Annotated in this window: 14 protein-coding genes; 6 read left to right on the forward strand and 8 right to left on the reverse strand. The window is 54.2% G+C overall.

Going from position 1 to position 17,178, the window contains the following annotated elements:
• Positions 1–3 precede the first annotated feature (3 nt).
• The gene (gene yccS / locus IB226_RS07665; RefSeq protein WP_192234372.1) at positions 4–2,142 is read left to right on the forward strand and encodes a YccS family putative transporter; all 2,139 of its coding nucleotides are present in this window, start codon (positions 4–6) and stop codon (positions 2,140–2,142) included.
• On the opposite strand, the gene IB226_RS07670 is transcribed toward yccS, so the two are convergent.
• Entirely contained in the window at positions 2,139–2,768 is a 630-nt protein-coding gene (locus tag IB226_RS07670; RefSeq protein ID WP_101760920.1) for a TfoX/Sxy family DNA transformation protein, read from the reverse strand. The two genes, yccS and IB226_RS07670, sit on opposite strands and share 4 nt — an antisense overlap.
• Positions 2,769–2,990: 222 nt before the next feature.
• Between IB226_RS07670 and sulA the strand changes: the two genes are divergently transcribed.
• Both sulA and ompA read left to right on the forward strand, forming a co-directional pair.
• Positions 2,991–3,482 (forward strand): SOS-induced cell division inhibitor SulA, encoded by a 492-nt coding sequence (gene sulA / locus IB226_RS07675; RefSeq protein ID WP_101760921.1) that lies wholly within the window; start codon positions 2,991–2,993, stop codon positions 3,480–3,482.
• A 349-nt stretch (positions 3,483–3,831) separates the two neighbouring features.
• Entirely contained in the window at positions 3,832–4,902 is a 1,071-nt protein-coding gene (gene ompA / locus IB226_RS07680) for a porin OmpA (RefSeq protein WP_101760922.1), read from the forward strand.
• Between the two features lie 73 nt (positions 4,903–4,975).
• Here ompA and matP read toward each other — a convergent pair whose 3' ends face one another.
• The gene (gene matP, locus IB226_RS07685) at positions 4,976–5,443 is read right to left on the reverse strand and encodes a macrodomain Ter protein MatP (protein WP_008101445.1); all 468 of its coding nucleotides are present in this window, start codon (positions 5,441–5,443) and stop codon (positions 4,976–4,978) included.
• Between the two features lie 53 nt (positions 5,444–5,496).
• Between matP and IB226_RS07690 the strand changes: the two genes are divergently transcribed.
• Positions 5,497–7,359 (forward strand): Lon protease family protein, encoded by a 1,863-nt coding sequence (locus tag IB226_RS07690; protein ID WP_192234374.1) that lies wholly within the window; start codon positions 5,497–5,499, stop codon positions 7,357–7,359.
• Positions 7,360–7,426: 67 nt separating this feature from the next.
• A complete protein-coding gene (fabA, locus tag IB226_RS07695) occupies positions 7,427–7,945 on the forward strand; it encodes a bifunctional 3-hydroxydecanoyl-ACP dehydratase/trans-2-decenoyl-ACP isomerase (protein ID WP_101760924.1) in 519 nt (172 codons plus the stop codon).
• 66 nt (positions 7,946–8,011) lie between these two features.
• On the opposite strand, the gene rmf is transcribed toward fabA, so the two are convergent.
• The 6 genes from rmf to rlmKL form a co-directional block, all read right to left on the reverse strand.
• Positions 8,012–8,179 carry a ribosome modulation factor gene (gene rmf, locus IB226_RS07700; RefSeq protein ID WP_071531634.1) on the reverse strand — a complete coding sequence of 56 codons (168 nt, stop codon included), beginning with the start codon at positions 8,177–8,179 and terminating at the stop codon, positions 8,012–8,014.
• Positions 8,180–8,448: 269 nt separating this feature from the next.
• Positions 8,449–9,015: a membrane integrity-associated transporter subunit PqiC gene (gene pqiC, locus IB226_RS07705; protein WP_101760925.1), complete on the reverse strand. Its 567-nt coding sequence runs from the start codon at positions 9,013–9,015 to the stop codon at positions 8,449–8,451.
• On the reverse strand, positions 9,012–10,655 hold the full coding sequence (pqiB, locus tag IB226_RS07710; protein ID WP_192234376.1) for an intermembrane transport protein PqiB: 1,644 nt from the start codon (positions 10,653–10,655) through the stop codon (positions 9,012–9,014). Before pqiB ends, pqiC begins: the two co-directional genes overlap by 4 nt.
• Positions 10,627–11,910, reverse strand: a complete 1,284-nt coding sequence (gene pqiA, locus IB226_RS07715) for a membrane integrity-associated transporter subunit PqiA (protein ID WP_192234379.1) — start codon at positions 11,908–11,910, stop codon at positions 10,627–10,629. The genes pqiB and pqiA overlap by 29 nt, the downstream gene beginning before the upstream one ends.
• Before the next feature lie 15 nt (positions 11,911–11,925).
• Entirely contained in the window at positions 11,926–13,836 is a 1,911-nt protein-coding gene (locus IB226_RS07720) for an ABC transporter ATP-binding protein (RefSeq protein WP_137385513.1), read from the reverse strand.
• 5 nt (positions 13,837–13,841) lie between these two features.
• A complete protein-coding gene (rlmKL, locus tag IB226_RS07725; RefSeq protein WP_192234381.1) occupies positions 13,842–15,959 on the reverse strand; it encodes a bifunctional 23S rRNA (guanine(2069)-N(7))-methyltransferase RlmK/23S rRNA (guanine(2445)-N(2))-methyltransferase RlmL in 2,118 nt (705 codons plus the stop codon).
• Between the two features lie 108 nt (positions 15,960–16,067).
• On the opposite strand from rlmKL, the gene IB226_RS07730 reads away from it, so the two are divergent.
• A complete protein-coding gene (locus tag IB226_RS07730; RefSeq protein ID WP_192234383.1) occupies positions 16,068–17,177 on the forward strand; it encodes a YcbX family protein in 1,110 nt (369 codons plus the stop codon).
• Position 17,178 lies beyond the last annotated feature (1 nt).

Here is a 17,178-nt window from a genome sequence, read left to right on the forward strand (position 1 = left end):
TCAATGATTCATGACGCCTTGCCAGGCTGGCGACGTTATCTGTTTAACAGCAGCCTGCGCTACTTGCTGCGCATCTTCTTTGCCTTAACCGGATGCGCGGCGGTACCGTGGTGGCTGCACCAAATCGAGTGGACCATTCCGCTGACGCTCGGCGTGGTCGCCGCGGCGCTGGCGGATCTCGACGATCGCTGGATTGGGCGTGTACGCAATCTTTTGATCACCCTGGTGTGTTTCTGTATTGCTTCGGTGTCGGTGGAACTGCTGTTCCCCCATCCGTGGGCGTTTGCTCTGGGTCTGGCGCTTTCCAGCTGGGGCTTTATTTTGCTCGGTGCGCTGGGACAGCGTTATGCCACCATCGCCTTTGGTGCGCTGCTGATTGCGGTTTATACCATGCTGGGCATCAGCTTGTTCCCACAGTGGTGGATGCAGCCAGCGCTGCTGTTGATCGGTGCCCTTTGGTACAACTTGCTGACCTTTGTTGGTCATTTGATGTTTCCGGTGCGTCCGGTGCAGGAACAGCTGGCAGGCAGTTTTTCCCAGCTGGCGCGCTATCTTGAAGCCAAAGCAAACCTGTTTGATCCCGATGGCGGCGATCAGGATGACGCTACGCTGGTTGCCACGGCGATGGTCAACAGCCAGTTGGTGGCCCAGCTCAATCTCACTAAAAGCACCATTCAAAGTCGTTTGCGTGGCGACCGCGGTTCACGCAGCACGCGTCGCAGCCTGCACTACTATTTTGTCGCGCAGGATATCCATGAACGCGCCAGCTCCTCGCATCTGCAATATCATTTGCTGCGTGATAACTGGCGTTACAACGAAGTGCTGTTCCGTTTCCAGCGCCTGATGAACATGCAAGCGCGCGCGTGTCGGCAACTGGCGGAGACCATTTTGCTGCGTCAGCCGTGGCATCACGACAGCCATTTTGAACGCACCTTTGAACGGCTGGAAACCGCGCTGCAACGCCTTCAGCAGAACGAGCCGCAGGATCCACACATTCACGCACTGTTCTGGCTGCTGCGTAATCTGCGTGCCATTGATGCGCAACTGGCATCGATTGAGTCAGAGCAGATGCTGGCCGAACCGTCCCCGCAGAGCGATCACCATCTGTCACGCGAAGGGCTCAGCGGCTGGGCGGATATCCGCTTACGCCTGAGTCGCCATCTCAGCCCACAATCGGCCCTGTTCCGCCATGCAGTGCGTATGTCGCTGGTATTGTGTGTTGGCTACGCCTTTATTCAAATCACCGGCGTCGATCGCGGTTACTGGATCTTGCTGACCAGCCTGTTCGTCTGCCAGCCCAATTACAACGCCACCCGACGCCGCCTCGCCTTGCGTATCGGCGGTACCTTAGCCGGCATCGCCATCGGCCTGCCGGTCTTGTGGCTGGTGCCCTCGATTGAAGGTCAGCTGGTGCTAATTGTGCTGAGCGGCGTGCTGTTCTTCGCATTCCGCCAGATTCAATATGCGCAAGCCACGTTGTTTATCACCTTGCTGGTTCTGCTGTGCTTCAATTTGCTCGGCGAAGGCTTTGAAGTGGCGCTACCGCGCGTGGTGGATACCTTGCTTGGCTGTGGCCTGGCATGGCTAGCGGTGGCTTTTGTCTGGCCTGACTGGCGTTTTCGCAAAATCACCGCCGTTGCCGATCGAACATTGGATGCCAACTGCCGCTATCTGGATGCGATTATGGAGCAATACCATCAAGGCAAGGACAATCGCCTGGCTTATCGCGTGGCACGTCGCGATGCGCATAACGCCGATGCTGAGCTAGCGTCAGTGGTGTCAAACATCAGTGGTGAACTTAAGCTACAACAACCGTTACGTGAGAATGCGTTTCGACTGCTGTGTCTGAACCACTCCTTCCTCAGCTATATCTCGGCGCTGGGAGCGCATCGCGAACAGCTGGCAGATAGTACCTTGCTGACCTTACTGGATGACGCGGTCTGCTTCATAGAAGATGTGCTGCAGATCGATCAGGTTACGGATACGCAAGCCACAGAGATGCAGCAGGCGCTAATGCAGCGCATGAGCGAGATGAAAAACAGCCCGGATACACGCGCACCATTAGTGATTCAGCAATTGGGATTGTTGGTCGCGCTGCTGCCCGAAATTGCCCGTCTACGCCGCACCCTCGTCAACGATTAAGGCTGCTGATGCTCCGCCGCCGCATGCTGGCGGAGCATTTTTAAATACCAGGCATAGAGCTCTTGCCGGATGGCGCTGGGTAACGCCGCCTCATGATGTCCTGATATTGCACCTTCCAGCGCCAGCAGCGTTTTTAACCCAATGTGCTTATTCACCGCGCGTAGTTTCAGCCAGCTTTGTCGCGATCCTGTTTCACACAGCAACCGCACCGAACTGATCCCCACCTTATGCAGCATCAGCTCCAGTCGCAGGCTTAAATTCGGCAGATCTTTCAATCGCAGCGAGACAAGTCTGGTAGCCGCTTCCTCCTGTGCGGCGCGCAATGAGCTAGCCGATAACTGCAATAATTGTTCGGGGTTTTGCCATAACTGTGTATCTACTTTGAAGTAGCTTAAGGTCACCGGCACGCCACGCTTGCGGTAAATCAGCGGTTCGAGTGAACGCTGTGCGTTATAGACGTGAAGCGCCTCGCTGGCTCGGAGATAAAGCGCATCTTCATTGATATAAGCAAAAATCACCTTCTCAATAGTCAGCGCATACCCCCCAAATTGCGTACGCGATTCAATTTTACCTAATGCCGCCAACTGCGCTTTCGATTGCTCAACTACCGGGTTATATCTCTTCATAACGCCCCCTCCAATGGATTCCATGCGCGGGAAATTTCCTATAAAAGCTCGCAGATTCATCTGGTTAGAAGATAAAAAAAACGATTTAGCTGTTCAATGAATAAAAGCAGGAGTGCGGGATCTTGTGCAGAAATTGCGAGGCGTTTTCAGAAATTGAGGTTGATCTTTATCCAGGAAGTCATTACTGTACATCCATACAGTTCATTACTGAGTGATTAAATTATGCGTACTCATTTCTCTGGCCCTGCTGATCGTTCACATCGTTTCGCTTCACCTGGCTTAGCGCAACCTTCGCTGGGTGGAATCACTGAACTGCGCTCCAGCGAACAACCTGAAATGATGCAACTTATGCTGCTTCCGGTACTAAAACAGTTGAGCGAGCAATCGCGCTGGCAGCTGTGGCTCACTCCGGCTCATAAGCTAAATCGTAGCTGGATGCAGCAGTCGGGATTGCCGTTAGAAAAGAGTATGCATATCACCGAATCTGAGCGTTTTAACACCGTTGAAAGTATGGTGAAGGCATTACGTACAGGTAACTACAGCGTCGTGCTTGCCTGGATTCCGTACGAATTGAGTGATGAAGAGCGTTTAGAATTGGAACAAGCAGCGGCGGAAGGTGAAGCACTCGGTCTGATTTTGCGTCCACAGGGACGTCAATATGCTCATTCCAGACAACCTAATGCGTCAAAAATTCCCTCAGATTTGTTTCATTAAGTAAATCCAGGAATTTTCTCAGCATTTTTTTTGCAAAAGTTGCATCTAAGCTACTGATTCTTTTCCCGCCAGCTATGACAATGGCTTAGACGCTTTTTTGTTTTCTAAGACCGAAGATTTAGCCATATGTTTTGTTAAAATGTGTGTATAAATCGCTGTTTTTTTGCTGCCCGGCGTCACATCATACTTGTAAGTTTCCAATCTCGTTGTAGACTTTAGCTCGCCAGGGTGCTCAATAACCTCCGTTTTTTCGGTAGAGTCAAAAGCGAGCGTTTAGACCCGGCGAAGGATTAACACAAAGAGCAACCTTTTTGCTCATTGCCTATTTGGATGATAACGAGGCGCAAAAATGAAAAAGACAGCTATCGCAATTGCAGTGGCACTGGCTGGCTTCGCTACCGTAGCGCAGGCCGCACCTAAAGATAACACCTGGTACACCGGTGCTAAACTGGGCTGGTCTCAGTATCACGATACTGGTTACTACGGTAACGGTTATGAGAACAACAACGGTCCAACTCATGAATCTCAGCTGGGTGCTGGTGCATTCCTGGGTTATCAGGCGAACCCGTACCTGGGCTTCGAGCTGGGCTACGACTGGTTGGGCCGTATGCCTAACAAAGGTACCGTGACCAATGGCGCATTCAAAGCACAAGGCGTTCAGCTGGCTGCTAAACTGAGCTACCCAATTACCGAAGACTTCGATGTCTACACCCGTCTGGGTGGTATGGTATGGCGTGCTGACTCTACTCAGACCAACCCAACTACTGGCCGCATCAGCGACCACGACACCGGCGTTTCTCCGCTGGCTGCTGTTGGTGTTGAATACGCACTGACCAAAAACTGGGCAACTCGCCTGGACTACCAGTGGGTTAACAACATCGGTGACGCAGGTACCGTTGGTGCACGTCCAGACAACAGCATGCTGAGCGTAGGCGTTTCTTACCGTTTCGGTCAGGATGAAGATGCAGCGCCAGTTGTAGCTCCAGCTCCAGCTCCAGCGCCAGTTGTTGAAACCAAGCGTTTCACCCTGAAGTCTGACGTTCTGTTCACCTTCAACAAATCTACTCTGAAGCCAGAAGGTCAGCAGGCTCTTGATCAGCTGTACAGCCAGCTGAGCTCAATGGATCCGAAAGACGGCTCTGTTGTAGTACTGGGCTTCACCGATCGCATCGGTTCAGAGCAGTACAACCAGAAACTGTCTGAGAAGCGCGCGCAATCTGTAGTTGATTACCTGGTATCTAAAGGTATCCCTTCTAACAAGATCTCTGCACGCGGTATGGGCGAATCCAACCCAGTTACTGGCAACACCTGTGACAGCGTGAAAGGCCGCAATGCCCTGATCGACTGCCTGGCGCCAGACCGTCGCGTTGAAATCGACGTGAAAGGTATCAAAGACGTTGTAACTCAGCCACAGGCTTAAGTTATCACGCAGTAAAAAACCCCGCTAAGGCGGGGTTTTTTTATGGCTGAATGTAATGAGAACGAAAAGGATTCTACTCTTTTTCCGAGCCACCATTTCCGAGGATCGCCTGCAGATCTTGCTTCAGCGTAGACATCTGGCTGGCGTACTTCTCTTTGCGTTCAGCATCTTCAATTAACTGAACTATGGTTTCTGACAGCGTATTACTGCGACGCTGCGCCAATCCTGCCAGACGCTGCCACACCAGATATTCCAGATCGATCGATTTCTTACGCGTGTGCTGATGCTCAGCATTAAAGTGACGTTTACGACGTGCACGTATTGTCTGCTTGAGACGATTCTCCAAATCTGGATGAATGTGCTGGGCGATCCACTCGTTAACCTCAACCGGGCTGTTTTCCATCGACAACAACGTATCGACCGCAGCTTGCGCCGCACTAAGCTCAAGATGACGGGTGATCAGTTCACCCTCCCGATGCTTTTTCACCAGGTATTTCCACTTCCATCCACTTTCAAGATTTTCGAGTTGCTGGTATTTCATCGGAATCTCATCGTGATCACGTAACAAACTAAGAATAACAGCTTTTTTCCTGGATGCAGCAAGGAAAAACATGTTGCAGCCGTCACAATCCGGGCCGGAACTCCGCCGTGATTAACCAGGTTGATTCCTGTATAATCGCGCTTTTCCTAAATCAGACTAATGCGAATATTTTGACCAGCACTCAAATTACGTGGCAAGCCCTGCAGCCGGATAGCGACCGCTACCAATCCATTTTCTCGAACGTCTCACTGGAAGATTGCGATAGTCTTGCCGCGGTTCAGCCGCGTCTGCTGAATGCGCTGGCGCATTTGCATCATCAAACCCTGGGTTTTCCGCTGCTGCTGTTACGCAGTCAGGAAAACAGCGATTACCTGGCCTGCATCGCCGATGCGGCGCAACGTTTCCAGCCGGATGAGATTTCTCTTTACGGTGGCGACTATCATGTGATGGGTGATACCGTCAGTCTTCTAGCGCCAACCGATATCAATCGCCCCTTCACCAGTCAGGGCGGCGTGCATTTCGCCGACTGGATTGAAGCTGAACAGTTGTTCGGTTGCGTACGTCAATATAAAGACCGTGTGCAGCCTGAACCGGGCTTACTGCATCGCGCCAATGGCGGTACGTTGATTCTTGCGGTCAACACTTTACTGGCACAGCCGCTGCTGTGGCTGCGTTTGCGTAAGTGTATTGAGCAAGGTCGCTTCGATTGGTATTCACAGGATGAGCGTCAACCATTGCCCGTCGCCATTCCCCCGCTACCGTTGCAACTGCGTCTGGTACTGTGTGGCGACCGTGATGCACTGGCGGCCTTCCAGGAAATGGACGTCGAAGTTCATGAGATGGCGCTGTATAGCGAATTCGAAGAGAGCTTACAAATTCTCGACGAAGATGACATGACGTCATGGTGCCAGTGGACGCTAACGCAAGCCGAACAAGCCGGATTAGCGCAGCCTGAAGCCGATTTCTGGCCATTGTTGATCACCGAAGCAGCACGCATGACCGGTGATCAAGACACGTTGCCGCTTTGCCCGCGCTGGCTGCGTCGCCAGCTGCAAGAAGCGGCGCTGCATGGCGACAGCATCAATGGCGAAGCATTGAAAGAAGCGCTGGAAGCGCGCCAATGGCGTGAAGGCTTCCTCGCCGATCGCATGCGTGATGAAATCCTGCTTAATCAGATCATGATTGAAACCGAAGGCGAAGTGGTTGGGCAAATTAACGGCCTTTCGGTGGTTGAGTTCCCAGGCCATCCGCGTCCATGGGGAGAACCTTCGCGCATTACCTGTGTGGTACATCCGGGCGATGGCGAGTTCACCGATGTGGAGCGCAAAGCCGAATTAGGTGGCAACATCCATGCGAAAGGCATGATGATTATGCAAGCCTACCTGATTGCCGAGCTGGAACTAGAGCAACAGCTGCCCTTCTCCGCTTCACTGGTGTTTGAACAATCCTATTCCGAAGTGGATGGCGACAGCGCCTCGCTGGCCGAACTCTGTGCGTTAATCAGTGCGCTGGCTAATCAGCCGGTTAACCAGCAGATTGCGGTGACCGGCTCAGTTGATCAGTTTGGTAACGTGCAGCCCGTCGGCGGCCTGAACGAAAAAATTGAAGGCTTCTTCCAAATCTGTCATTCACGTGAATTGACCGGCAAGCAAGGTGTCATTTTCCCTGCCAGTAACGCGCGCCATCTCAGTCTGAATCAGGATGTTGTGGAAGCGGTTAAGGCCGGACAATTCCATCTTTGGGCCATTGAGAGCGTAGATGAAGCGTTGCCGCTGCTGACCGGCATTGCCTGGCAGAGTGAAAGCGGCGAATCTCTGCTTAGTACCATTCAGGAACGTATTACCCAGCTGAACCAGCAGGAAGCTCGCCTGCGTCCGTGGCCACTACGTTGGCTCAACTGGTTCAACCACAGCTGATAACATTGCTCAGCGTACAACTGTTCGCTAATATTCGGGCTTCACTAAAAGAAGGCATATTGAGAACATGGTAGATAAACGCGAATCCTATAGTAAAGAAGACCTGATTGCCTCGGGTCGCGGCGAACTGTTTGGCGAAAATGGACCGCCGCTTCCATCCAACAACATGTTGATGATGGACCGCGTGGTCAAAATGACCGAAGACGGCGGTAAATTCGATAAAGGTTTCGTCGAAGCCGAACTGGATATCCGCCCTGACCTGTGGTTCTTTGACTGCCACTTCATTGGCGATCCGGTAATGCCGGGTTGCCTCGGCCTCGATGCGATGTGGCAGCTGGTGGGTTTCTACCTCGGCTGGCTGGGCGCAGAAGGTAAAGGCCGCGCGTTGGGCGTGGGTGAAGTGAAGTTCACTGGACAAGTCCTGCCTACCGCCAAAAAAGTGACCTATAAAATTCACTTCAAACGTGTGATTAACCGTAAACTGGTGATGGGCGTGGCAGATGGCGAAGTCTTCGTTGACGGGAACCTGATTTACTCTGCGACCGATTTGAAAGTGGGTCTGTTCAAAGACACCTCAGCTTTCTAATCCTTCCAAATGAAAACCTCCGCACGCAGCGGAGGTTTCTTCCATAATGTTAGACATCCAGCAGTGCTAGGCCACCGCTGACCTGTCCTCCATGGCTTGACGCCAACCTCCCAACCAGTGAGACCGTGCATCGATCAATTGATAAGGGCATATCTCTTTCGAGCGGCCCGTAATACCGGCTTGGTAGCCTCGTGAATGTGCTCGTTCCAGGCGGTCTCTCTTCTGTCTCTTCATGCCTCGTTTCCCTCATTTCAGGTCTGGTGGAATCTGGGTGGAAAGAAAGAGTGGCGATATAATGTTCAACCACAGTAATGTTCTAACCCGATGCAGAAGAAAGGTCAATGCGCAAAATTCACGCCAATGTCATGTTTTTGACGTTAAAGTGCCATGTAGAATTGTCAGTTGATTGTCTATCTGGCTGATTAGGCAATAAAAAAAGCCCCTGATTTGACTGCGATCACACTACAGTAAATCAAGGACTTAGCATAAGTATCGAACAAATCTTAATTTAGCGAAACGACACTATTTGCGATTTGTTGTGCGGTTTGCTGCCAGCCGAGAGCCAGAGTACGTACCAGCGCATCATAGCCATCTTCGGTTTGCGGCAGCGTCAGATTAAAGCCATGTTTGATTAGGCGTCCTTGATGCTGCAGTAACCATTCGCCACTCACCACCACTTGTCCATCGTAGCGTCCCTGGAAACCGGTAACGTTTACCGACAGCGTATCGTGCGTATCCCCCAGCGGCGCACCGGCAACCAGGCGGCCAGGTAGCGCTTTACTGAGATTACTGATCAACGTTTGCTGCAGCTGTTGATCGAGCGGACTGGCCCACAGGTTATTGGCTGCAATCACGTACTTCACATCGCTGGTCTGATAGACCAGGCCGTTGCCCGCCATGTAATCCGGTACCGTTACTTGCTCAACCCAAATCATCGGTTGGCCAGTGCCCGCGGCACTTTCAACGCGCGCCACATTGCTGCCCGCAGGCAGCTGATAATAGGTATTTTCAATGGTGCTGCTGCAGCCTGCCAGCAGCAACAGCGCCCCGATAATTAGCCCTTTTTTCACTGTTTCGCCCTCTTTGGCTGTGGATCCTGGCCCGGCTTGGCCTCAAACACCAGCGCGTTACTTTTGGTATTCAGCGTTTTCAGCACCGGCTGCAGTTCTCGCAGTACCTGATCAAGCCGCTGCATATCGCCCACCAGCTTGCTGTAAGCCGGTGAACCTGGCTGCAGCCCTTTCATGCTGCGGTTCAGTTCGCGCAGGGTTTGCTGCATGTCTGAAGGCAGGGTTTTCATCGCCGGATTCGCCGTGACCTGATTAAGGTTATCCAGCGTTTTCTGCAGCCGCTGCAGGGTGCGCTGGCTCTCTTTCAAGGTACCTGTGGCTTCATTCAGCACTGGATTAAGTGGCAAGCCGTTGATCTTATCCAGCGCCGCCATCAGTTTCTGCTGAATCTGCGCCAGGCCGCCGCTGACGGTTGGAATCACTTCCAGGCCAGCCACCTGATTCGGGCCTTGATACGCCGGTGCGTTATCGTAGAAATCGAGGTCGATAAATAGCGCGCCAGACAGCAGGTTGCCGGTTTTCAGCGTCGCACGCAGACCGCGTTTTTTGCCATCCTGCAGATGCTGCTCAAGATTGAAATCTCCGCCCAGGCGATTAACAAACCGATCCGGCTCAATGCGAATCAGCACCGGCACACGATAATCCGTATTCAGCGCCTGATTCACGCCCGGAATCATATAAGGCACTTGTGACACCGTACCCAAACGAATGCCGCGGAACTCAACCGGTGCGCCCACCTGCAAGCCGCGAATTGAATCGGTGAAGAACAGCAGGAAATCGGTATGAGCACTGTAGAGCGAATCCTGGATGCTGCGCTGATCGTCGTACAGATGGTATTCCGCCTTGTTCTCCGCCGCCCGGCCCAGCTCAGCGCCGTCCGGCACATCAAAGCTGACGCCGCCGCTGAATAGCGTAGTGAGCGATCCCATCTCTACGCGCATGCCTGATGCAGACATATCGACGGCAATACCGCTGTCTTTCCAGAAACGCACGTTGGTGGTGATCAGGCGATCGTAAGGCGCCGAGATAAACAGCTGATAAGTCATCATGCGTTTATCGGTATCAAAGTTGCTGGTTTCCACTGAACCTACGCGATAACCGCGGAACAGCACCGGATCGCCCGCATTAAGCTGACCGGCTTTTTTACTGTCGAGCGTTATGCGAATGCCTTTGGCATCCGGCGGCGCCAGCGGCGGTGCATCCAGCAGTTGATAACGTTCCGGCTTATCGCCCTTCGCGCCCGGCTGCAGCTCGATATAGGCACCGGAAAGCAGCGTGCCCAATCCGGTAATGCCTTCGCGACCAATTTGCGGTTTCACCACCCAAAATGCGCTGTCGCCCTGTAGCAACTTTTCCATGCCCGAATTAAGACGCGCTTTAATTTCTACATGGTGCAAATCGTCGGTCAGAACCGCGCTTTCCACCACACCGACGTTGACGCTGCGGCTCTTAATGGTGGTTTTACCGGCTTCGATGCCTTCCGCATTTTCGGTAATCAGCGTCACTTCCGGGCCCTGATGACTGAAGTGATAAAAAAGAATCCATCCGCCGATTAACAGCGTGACAATAGGTACAATCCAGACCGGCGACCAGCGTTTAATCTGGTCGACCTTAGCAGTCCCGTGATGGTTGTCCGTCAAGACGCGGCTCCTTACGTTCAGTTTCTCGTTGTCGATCCCACAGCAGGCGCGGATCAAAGGTCATTGCGGCAAACATGGTGAGGATGACCACCATGGCAAACAGCAGCGCGCCCGGCGCAGGATACACGCTCATCAGCCGACCCATCCGCACCAGCGCAGAGAGAACGGCGATTACAAACACATCAATCATTGACCAACGGCCAACGAATTCAACCACCTCATAAACCACGTGCATCTTTTCATCATCGCGCCCACCGCGTCCGCTGCCGTGCCAGCACAGCCAGGCAATCGCCAGCATTTTCAGCGAAGGCACCATGATACTGGCGATGAAGATCACCAGCGCCACCGGCCACGAACCGTCGCTCCATAGCAAAATTACCCCGGCCATAATGTTCGAAGGATATTGCGAACCGAGCGTTTCGGTCACCATGATCGGCATGATATTCGAGGGAATGTAGAGCATCACCGAGGTGATCAGCAGCGCCAGCGTCCATTGCAGACTGTGCTTGCGGCGCGCATGCGCCTTCATACCACAACGCGGGCACGCCAGTTGGTCAGCGGGCAGAATCGCGGTACAACACGGGCAGCTACGCAAACCTTGCTTCAGGCCGCTAACACCGGCCAGCGGCGTTTTCGGCAGCGGCGGTAACGGATTGATGCGGTGCCACACCCAACGGCGATCAACACATTGAAAAGCGCGCAATTGCAACACGCAGAACAGACACCACGGCCAAAAACTGCTGCCGAGGCCAATCTCACCATACGCCATCAGCTTAACGAAACTGACCAGCACGCCAGCCATAAAAATTTCCGCCATGCCCCAGCTACGCAGCTGAAACAGCACGCGCGCCAACCCAAGCCGCAGGTTGTGCGGCATGCGGACGTTATTGACCAGCAGAATAATGGTGATCATGCAGAAGGCAGGAATGCCCTGCACAAACAGCAGAAACAGCGTTGCCAGGCTGCGGTAATCTTCGCGATCCATCACCTGGGGAATTTCGAGCAGCGATATCTGGCTGCTCAATCCCGCGACGTGCATATTGATGAAAGGAAACAGATTGGCCAGCACCAGCATGAACAGCGCCGAAAAGGCGTAGCCGGTCGGACGTCGACGCGGCTCCTGCCAGTTGGCTTGCAGCGTGGTGTGACAACGCGGGCAACGCGCACGGCTGCCAACCGGTACAGCGGGCAGCTTTACTGTTAAATCACACTGTGGACAAAGACTCCACTGATGCGCTTGATCCGCTGCACACATGCTGACTCCTTCCGATTACGCGCCGTTTTTCAGTGCTTCCAGCTCTTCCCAGCGTTCGAACGCCACTTCCAGCTCCTGCTCGGTTTGCGCTAACGCATCCAGAACCGGCTGGGTTTTATCGTGTGGCTGGCTGAAGAAATCTGGATGACTCATTTTAGCCTGCAACTCACCGATGCGGGTTTCCAACTGCTCCAGTTTTTGTGGCAGCTGTTCCAGCTCACGTGCCAGGTTATAGCTTAGCTTGTTGGCCGGACGTTTGGCGGCGTCACTTTTCTCAGCGGTTTTCACCGGTGTAGCCGGTTTAGCCTGCGAGGCTTTGCCCTGCTTATAGGCTGCGCGCTGCTGCTGAGCATCGTGATAGCCACCGACAAAGGTGCCGATTTCGCCGTTGCCTTCAAAGATCCAGCACTCGGTCACGGTGTTGTCGACGAATTGACGGTCGTGGCTCACCAACATCACGGTGCCCTGATAACCATCCACCAGCTCTTCCAGCAATTCCAGCGTTTCGACGTCGAGGTCGTTGGTCGGTTCATCAAGAATCAGCAGGTTGCTTGGCTTGAGGAACAGACGCGCCAGCAGCAGGCGGTTACGCTCACCGCCGGACAAGGCGCGCACCGGCGTCATGGCGCGTTTCGGATGGAACAGGAAGTCCTGCAGATAACCGAGCACGTGGCGCGGTTTGCCGTTAACCATCACTTCCTGTTTACCTTCAGCGAGGTTATCCATCACGGTACGATCCGGATCCAGCTCAGCGCGGTGCTGATCGAAGTAAGCGATTTCCAGCTTGGTACCGCAATGCACGCGGCCGCTGTCGGCTTTCAGCTGATCCAGCATCAAACGCAGCAAGGTGGTTTTACCGCAACCGTTCGGGCCAATCAGGGCGATTTTGTCGCCACGCTGCACCTGAGTAGAGAAGTCTTTCACCAGGGTTTTGCCACCCACGCTGTAATTGACATCTTCCATCTCAAACACGATTTTGCCTGAACGTGCCGCTTCGCCGACTTGCATATTGGCTTTGCCCATCACTTCACGACGTGCAGAGCGCTCGTTACGCAGCGCTTTCAGGGCACGTACACGGCCTTCGTTACGCGTGCGGCGCGCTTTGATGCCCTGACGGATCCACACTTCTTCCTGCGCCAGCTTGCGGTCAAACTCGGCATTCTGCATCTCTTCGACACGCAGCGCTTCTTCTTTGCCGGTCAGGAACAGATCGTAGTTGCCCGGCCAGGAAACCAGCTTGCCGCGATCAAGATCGACAATGCGCGTCGCCATGTTGCGAATAAACGAACGGTCATGCGAAATGAAGATGATGCTGCCGGTGAATGTCTTGAGGAACGTTTCCAGCCAATCAATGGTTTCGATATCAAGGTGGTTGGTCGGTTCGTCGAGCATCAGTACGCGCGGGTTGCTCACCAGCGCGCGGCCCAACGCCGCTTTACGCAGCCAGCCGCCAGACAGCGAAGACAACTCGGTATCCGCATCCAGACCAATCTGCTGCAGCACATCGTTGATGCGGCTATCCAGCTGCCACAGATTCTGATGGTCAAGGATGGTTTGCAAACGGCCCATCTCGTTCAGGTTCTTCTCGCTCGGATCTTCCATCACCAGATGGGAAATCGCGTGATAAGCCTTGAGATGCTCCGCCTGCTCGGCCACGCCTTCGGCAACGAAGTCATAAACAGAACCGGTAATGTTGCGTGGCGGATCCTGTTGCAGACGCGCCACCACCAAATCCTGCTCATAAATGATGCGGCCGTCATCCAGCGGCTGTTCGCCGTTGATGATTTTCATCAGCGTCGATTTACCGGCGCCGTTACGGCCAACCAGACAGACGCGTTCGCCCTCTTCGATATGCAGTTCGGTGTTATCCAACAGCGGCGCATCGCTGAACGAGAGGTAAGCGCCATGGATACTGATCAGTGACATAAAACTTATTCCTTACCGGCGTGGCTAACCAGCCAGCAGTTGTGAATTTGACGGTTGCGCGCGAAATCCTGCGACAGCGTTTTTTGGGTAATTTCCTGCGCCTGCAGACCCAGACGTTCTAAGCCGTCGAGATCCATTTTGAAGCCGCGCTTGTTGTTGGAGAACATAATGGTGCCACCGCGACGCAGCAAACGTTTCAGGTTCTGCATCAGCATCATGTGATCGCGCTGCACGTCGAAATCGTCTTCCATGCGCTTAGAGTTAGAAAACGTTGGTGGATCGATAAAGATCAAATCGAACTGTTCGTCACTCTCACGCAACCAGCTCAGGCAATCGGCGTGCATCAGGCGATGATTACGGCCGGTTAAACCGTTAAGGCGCAGGTTGCGCTCGGCCCACTCCAGATAAGTACGCGACATATCCACGGTGGTGGTGGTTTTCGCGCCACCTAAACCGGCGTGTACGCTGGCGGTACCGGTATACGCAAACAGATTGAGGAAATCTTTGCCTGCGCTCATTTTGCCCAGCATCTGGCGCGCGATACGGTGATCGAGGAACAAACCAGTATCCAGATAATCGGTGAGATTCACCAGCAGGCGCGCATCAAATTCCTGCACTTCGAAGAAATCGCCCTTCTCGCCCAGCTTTTGATACTGGCTTTTGCCCTTCTGGCGCTCGCGGGTCTTCATTACCAGACGATTGGCCGGGATCTCCAGCACGCTCAGCGTAGCGCTGATCACATCGAACAGACGCTGACGCGCTTTGTTGGCGTCCACGGTTTTCGGCGGCGCATACTCCTGAATCACCACCCAATCAGCGTAACGATCGACCGCTACGTTGTACTCAGGCAGATCGGCGTCATACAGACGATAACAATCGATATTCGACTGACGCGCCCATTTATCCAGCTTCTTCAGGTTCTTGCGCAGACGGTTAGCAAAATCTTCCGCGATCTGCGCGCCGCCTTCTGCACTGGTTGCAGCCAGCTGATAGTTTTTCTGCACGCACTCCAGCGGGCCGTTTTTGGCTTTAAACTGACGATCGGCACGCAGTTGCAAGCAGCTCAGCAGCTCTGGCGAGGCGCTGAACAGCGACAGATTCCAGCCGCCGAAGTGCTGCTTCATGATGCGGCCCAGCTGGCTGTGCAGCGCAATCAGCGCCGGTTCGCTTTCCAGACGCTCACCGTACGGCGGATTGCTCAATACCGTGCCGGTAATCTCTTTGCCCGCCAGCGGATTCTTCAGCTTAATCACATCCTGCTGCGCAAAGGTGAACAGCTCGAACACGCCTGCACGACGGGCGTTGGCGCGCGCCGATTCCAGCACGCGGCTGTCATTATCGTAGCCAAAGAAACGGGCGGTCGCAGCGGCGGTACCCACGCGTGCGCGCTCTTTCGCGGCAGCATGAACTTCCTGCCACGCAGCCTGATTGTGTTTCTTCCAGCGATTAAAGCCCCAATGGGTACGCAGCAGGCCAGGCGCGCGATCGCAGGCGATCAACGCCGCTTCCAGCAGCAGCGTACCGGAACCACACATCGGATCGACCAGCGGCGTGCTGCTCTGCCAACCGGAACGCATCACGATGGCTGCCGCTAAGGTTTCTTTTAACGGCGCTGCGCCGGTTTGCTGGCGATAGCCGCGCTGATGCAGTGAATCACCGCTCAGATCCAGCGCGATGCTGACGCGATCTTTGTTGAGCCACGCATTGATGCGGATGCCCGGTTGTTCACGATCTACGTTCGGGCGCTCCAGATTCTGGCGGGTAAAACTATCGACGATGGCATCTTTAATGCGCAGCGCACCGAACTGGCTGTTGCGGATCACCTCGTTGGTGCCGCTAAAATGGATGGCAAAACTGGTGTTGCTGTCGAACATCTCGGTCCACGGGATACTTTGCGCACCCACGTAAAGATCGAGATCGCTCCAGACGCCAAATTCTCCCAGCGGCAGCAAAATGCGTGAAGCCAGACGGCTCCACAGCAGGCTTTGGTACATTACATGGTCGTCGGCCTGAAAGTGGACGCCGCCCTGCACCACCTGCAAATCCTGCGCACCCAGCGCGTCTAGCTCACTTTTCAACAGCTCTTCGAGCCCACGCGCCGTACTGGCAAACAGAGAATTCATATCGTCACTTTTTACTCTTGCTTAAATTGCTGCGCATTATAGCGAATCAGCGTGCTATGTCATAAAGTTAGCTTCTTTAAAACTTATGACCCCTTTTTTGGAGTGGTGATGATTACGCTTTCACGCCTTTACATCCATCCCGTTAAATCTATGCGCGGTCTGCAACTGTCACATGCGCAGGTGCTGGAAAGCGGTCTGGGCTTTGATCGCATCTTTATGGTGACCGAACGGGACGGCACGTTCGTGACCGCCCGCCAGTTTCCGGAAATGGTGCGCTTTACCCCGGCGCTGCTGCCGGACGGGCTGTTTCTGCAGGCACCGGATGGTTCGCAGGCGCTGATCCGCTTCGCTGATTTCACCGCTGAGCAGTCACCCACCGAAGTCTGGGGCAACCATTTCACCGCGCATATTGCACCTGACGCGATCAACAACTGGTTAAGCACCTTCTTCCCGCGTCCGGTGCAGCTGCGCTGGACCGGCGTGCAACCGACGCGCCGCGTGAAGCGTTTTGATCATGTGCCACTGAGTTTCGCCGACGGTTTTCCTTACCTGTTAGTGAATATGGCCTCGTTGCAGGATCTGCAACAGCGCTGTCCGGCCAGCGTGCGCGTTGAGCAGTTCCGTCCCAATCTGGTGGTGAGCGGCGCGGCTGCCTGGGAAGAAGATAGCTGGAAACGCCTGCAAATTGGCGAGATCACCTTTGAGATGCCGAAACCGTGCAGCCGCTGCGTGTTTACCACCGTCGGTACCGAAAGCGGCCGTAAACATCCTGATGGCGAACCGCTCTCGACCTTGCAGAGTTTTCGCAGCGCGCAGGATGGCAGCGGCGATATCGATTTCGGCCTGAATTTGATCGCCCTTAATAGCGGCATTATTCGCGTCGGCGACGCGGTGACCATTATCGAGAAGCAAACCCCACGCGCTTACGGTGCGGGCGTCGTGGTCGAAACGCTGGCGCCAGCCGCCAGCAGCCGCAGCGCGGTGACCATCGATTATCAGGGTTCGAGCTTTAGCGGCGACAATCAGCAAGTGCTGCTGGAACAGCTGGAAATGCAGGGTTTCCGCATTCCCTACTCGTGCCGCGCCGGGATTTGTGGCAGCTGCAAAGTGACGTTGGTGGCGGGTGAAGTGAAAGCACTGAAGAAAAGCGCGGTGCGCGCGGATGGTACCATCTTAAGCTGCAGCTGTATTCCGGCAGGCGATATCGAACTGGCGTAAG

The sequence above is a fragment of the Pantoea sp. PNT03 genome, assembly GCF_014852515.1.
GTDB lineage: Bacteria > Pseudomonadota > Gammaproteobacteria > Enterobacterales > Enterobacteriaceae > Pantoea > Pantoea leporis.

What these genes read in the sequence shown, in the direction of transcription:
- yccS (WP_192234372.1), top strand. Translation starts at nt 4, where the DNA reads ATGATTCATGACGCCTTGCCAGGCTGGCGACGTTATCTGTTTAACAGC.
- IB226_RS07670 (WP_101760920.1), bottom strand. Translation starts at nt 2,768, where the DNA reads ATGAAGAGATATAACCCGGTAGTTGAGCAATCGAAAGCGCAGTTGGCG.
- sulA (WP_101760921.1), top strand. Translation starts at nt 2,991, where the DNA reads ATGCGTACTCATTTCTCTGGCCCTGCTGATCGTTCACATCGTTTCGCT.
- ompA (WP_101760922.1), top strand. Translation starts at nt 3,832, where the DNA reads ATGAAAAAGACAGCTATCGCAATTGCAGTGGCACTGGCTGGCTTCGCT.
- matP (WP_008101445.1), bottom strand. Translation starts at nt 5,443, where the DNA reads ATGAAATACCAGCAACTCGAAAATCTTGAAAGTGGATGGAAGTGGAAA.
- IB226_RS07690 (WP_192234374.1), top strand. Translation starts at nt 5,497, where the DNA reads ATGCAGCAAGGAAAAACATGTTGCAGCCGTCACAATCCGGGCCGGAAC.
- fabA (WP_101760924.1), top strand. Translation starts at nt 7,427, where the DNA reads ATGGTAGATAAACGCGAATCCTATAGTAAAGAAGACCTGATTGCCTCG.
- rmf (WP_071531634.1), bottom strand. Translation starts at nt 8,179, where the DNA reads ATGAAGAGACAGAAGAGAGACCGCCTGGAACGAGCACATTCACGAGGC.
- pqiA (WP_192234379.1), bottom strand. Translation starts at nt 11,910, where the DNA reads ATGTGTGCAGCGGATCAAGCGCATCAGTGGAGTCTTTGTCCACAGTGT.
- IB226_RS07720 (WP_137385513.1), bottom strand. Translation starts at nt 13,836, where the DNA reads ATGTCACTGATCAGTATCCATGGCGCTTACCTCTCGTTCAGCGATGCG.
- rlmKL (WP_192234381.1), bottom strand. Translation starts at nt 15,959, where the DNA reads ATGAATTCTCTGTTTGCCAGTACGGCGCGTGGGCTCGAAGAGCTGTTG.
- IB226_RS07730 (WP_192234383.1), top strand. Translation starts at nt 16,068, where the DNA reads ATGATTACGCTTTCACGCCTTTACATCCATCCCGTTAAATCTATGCGC.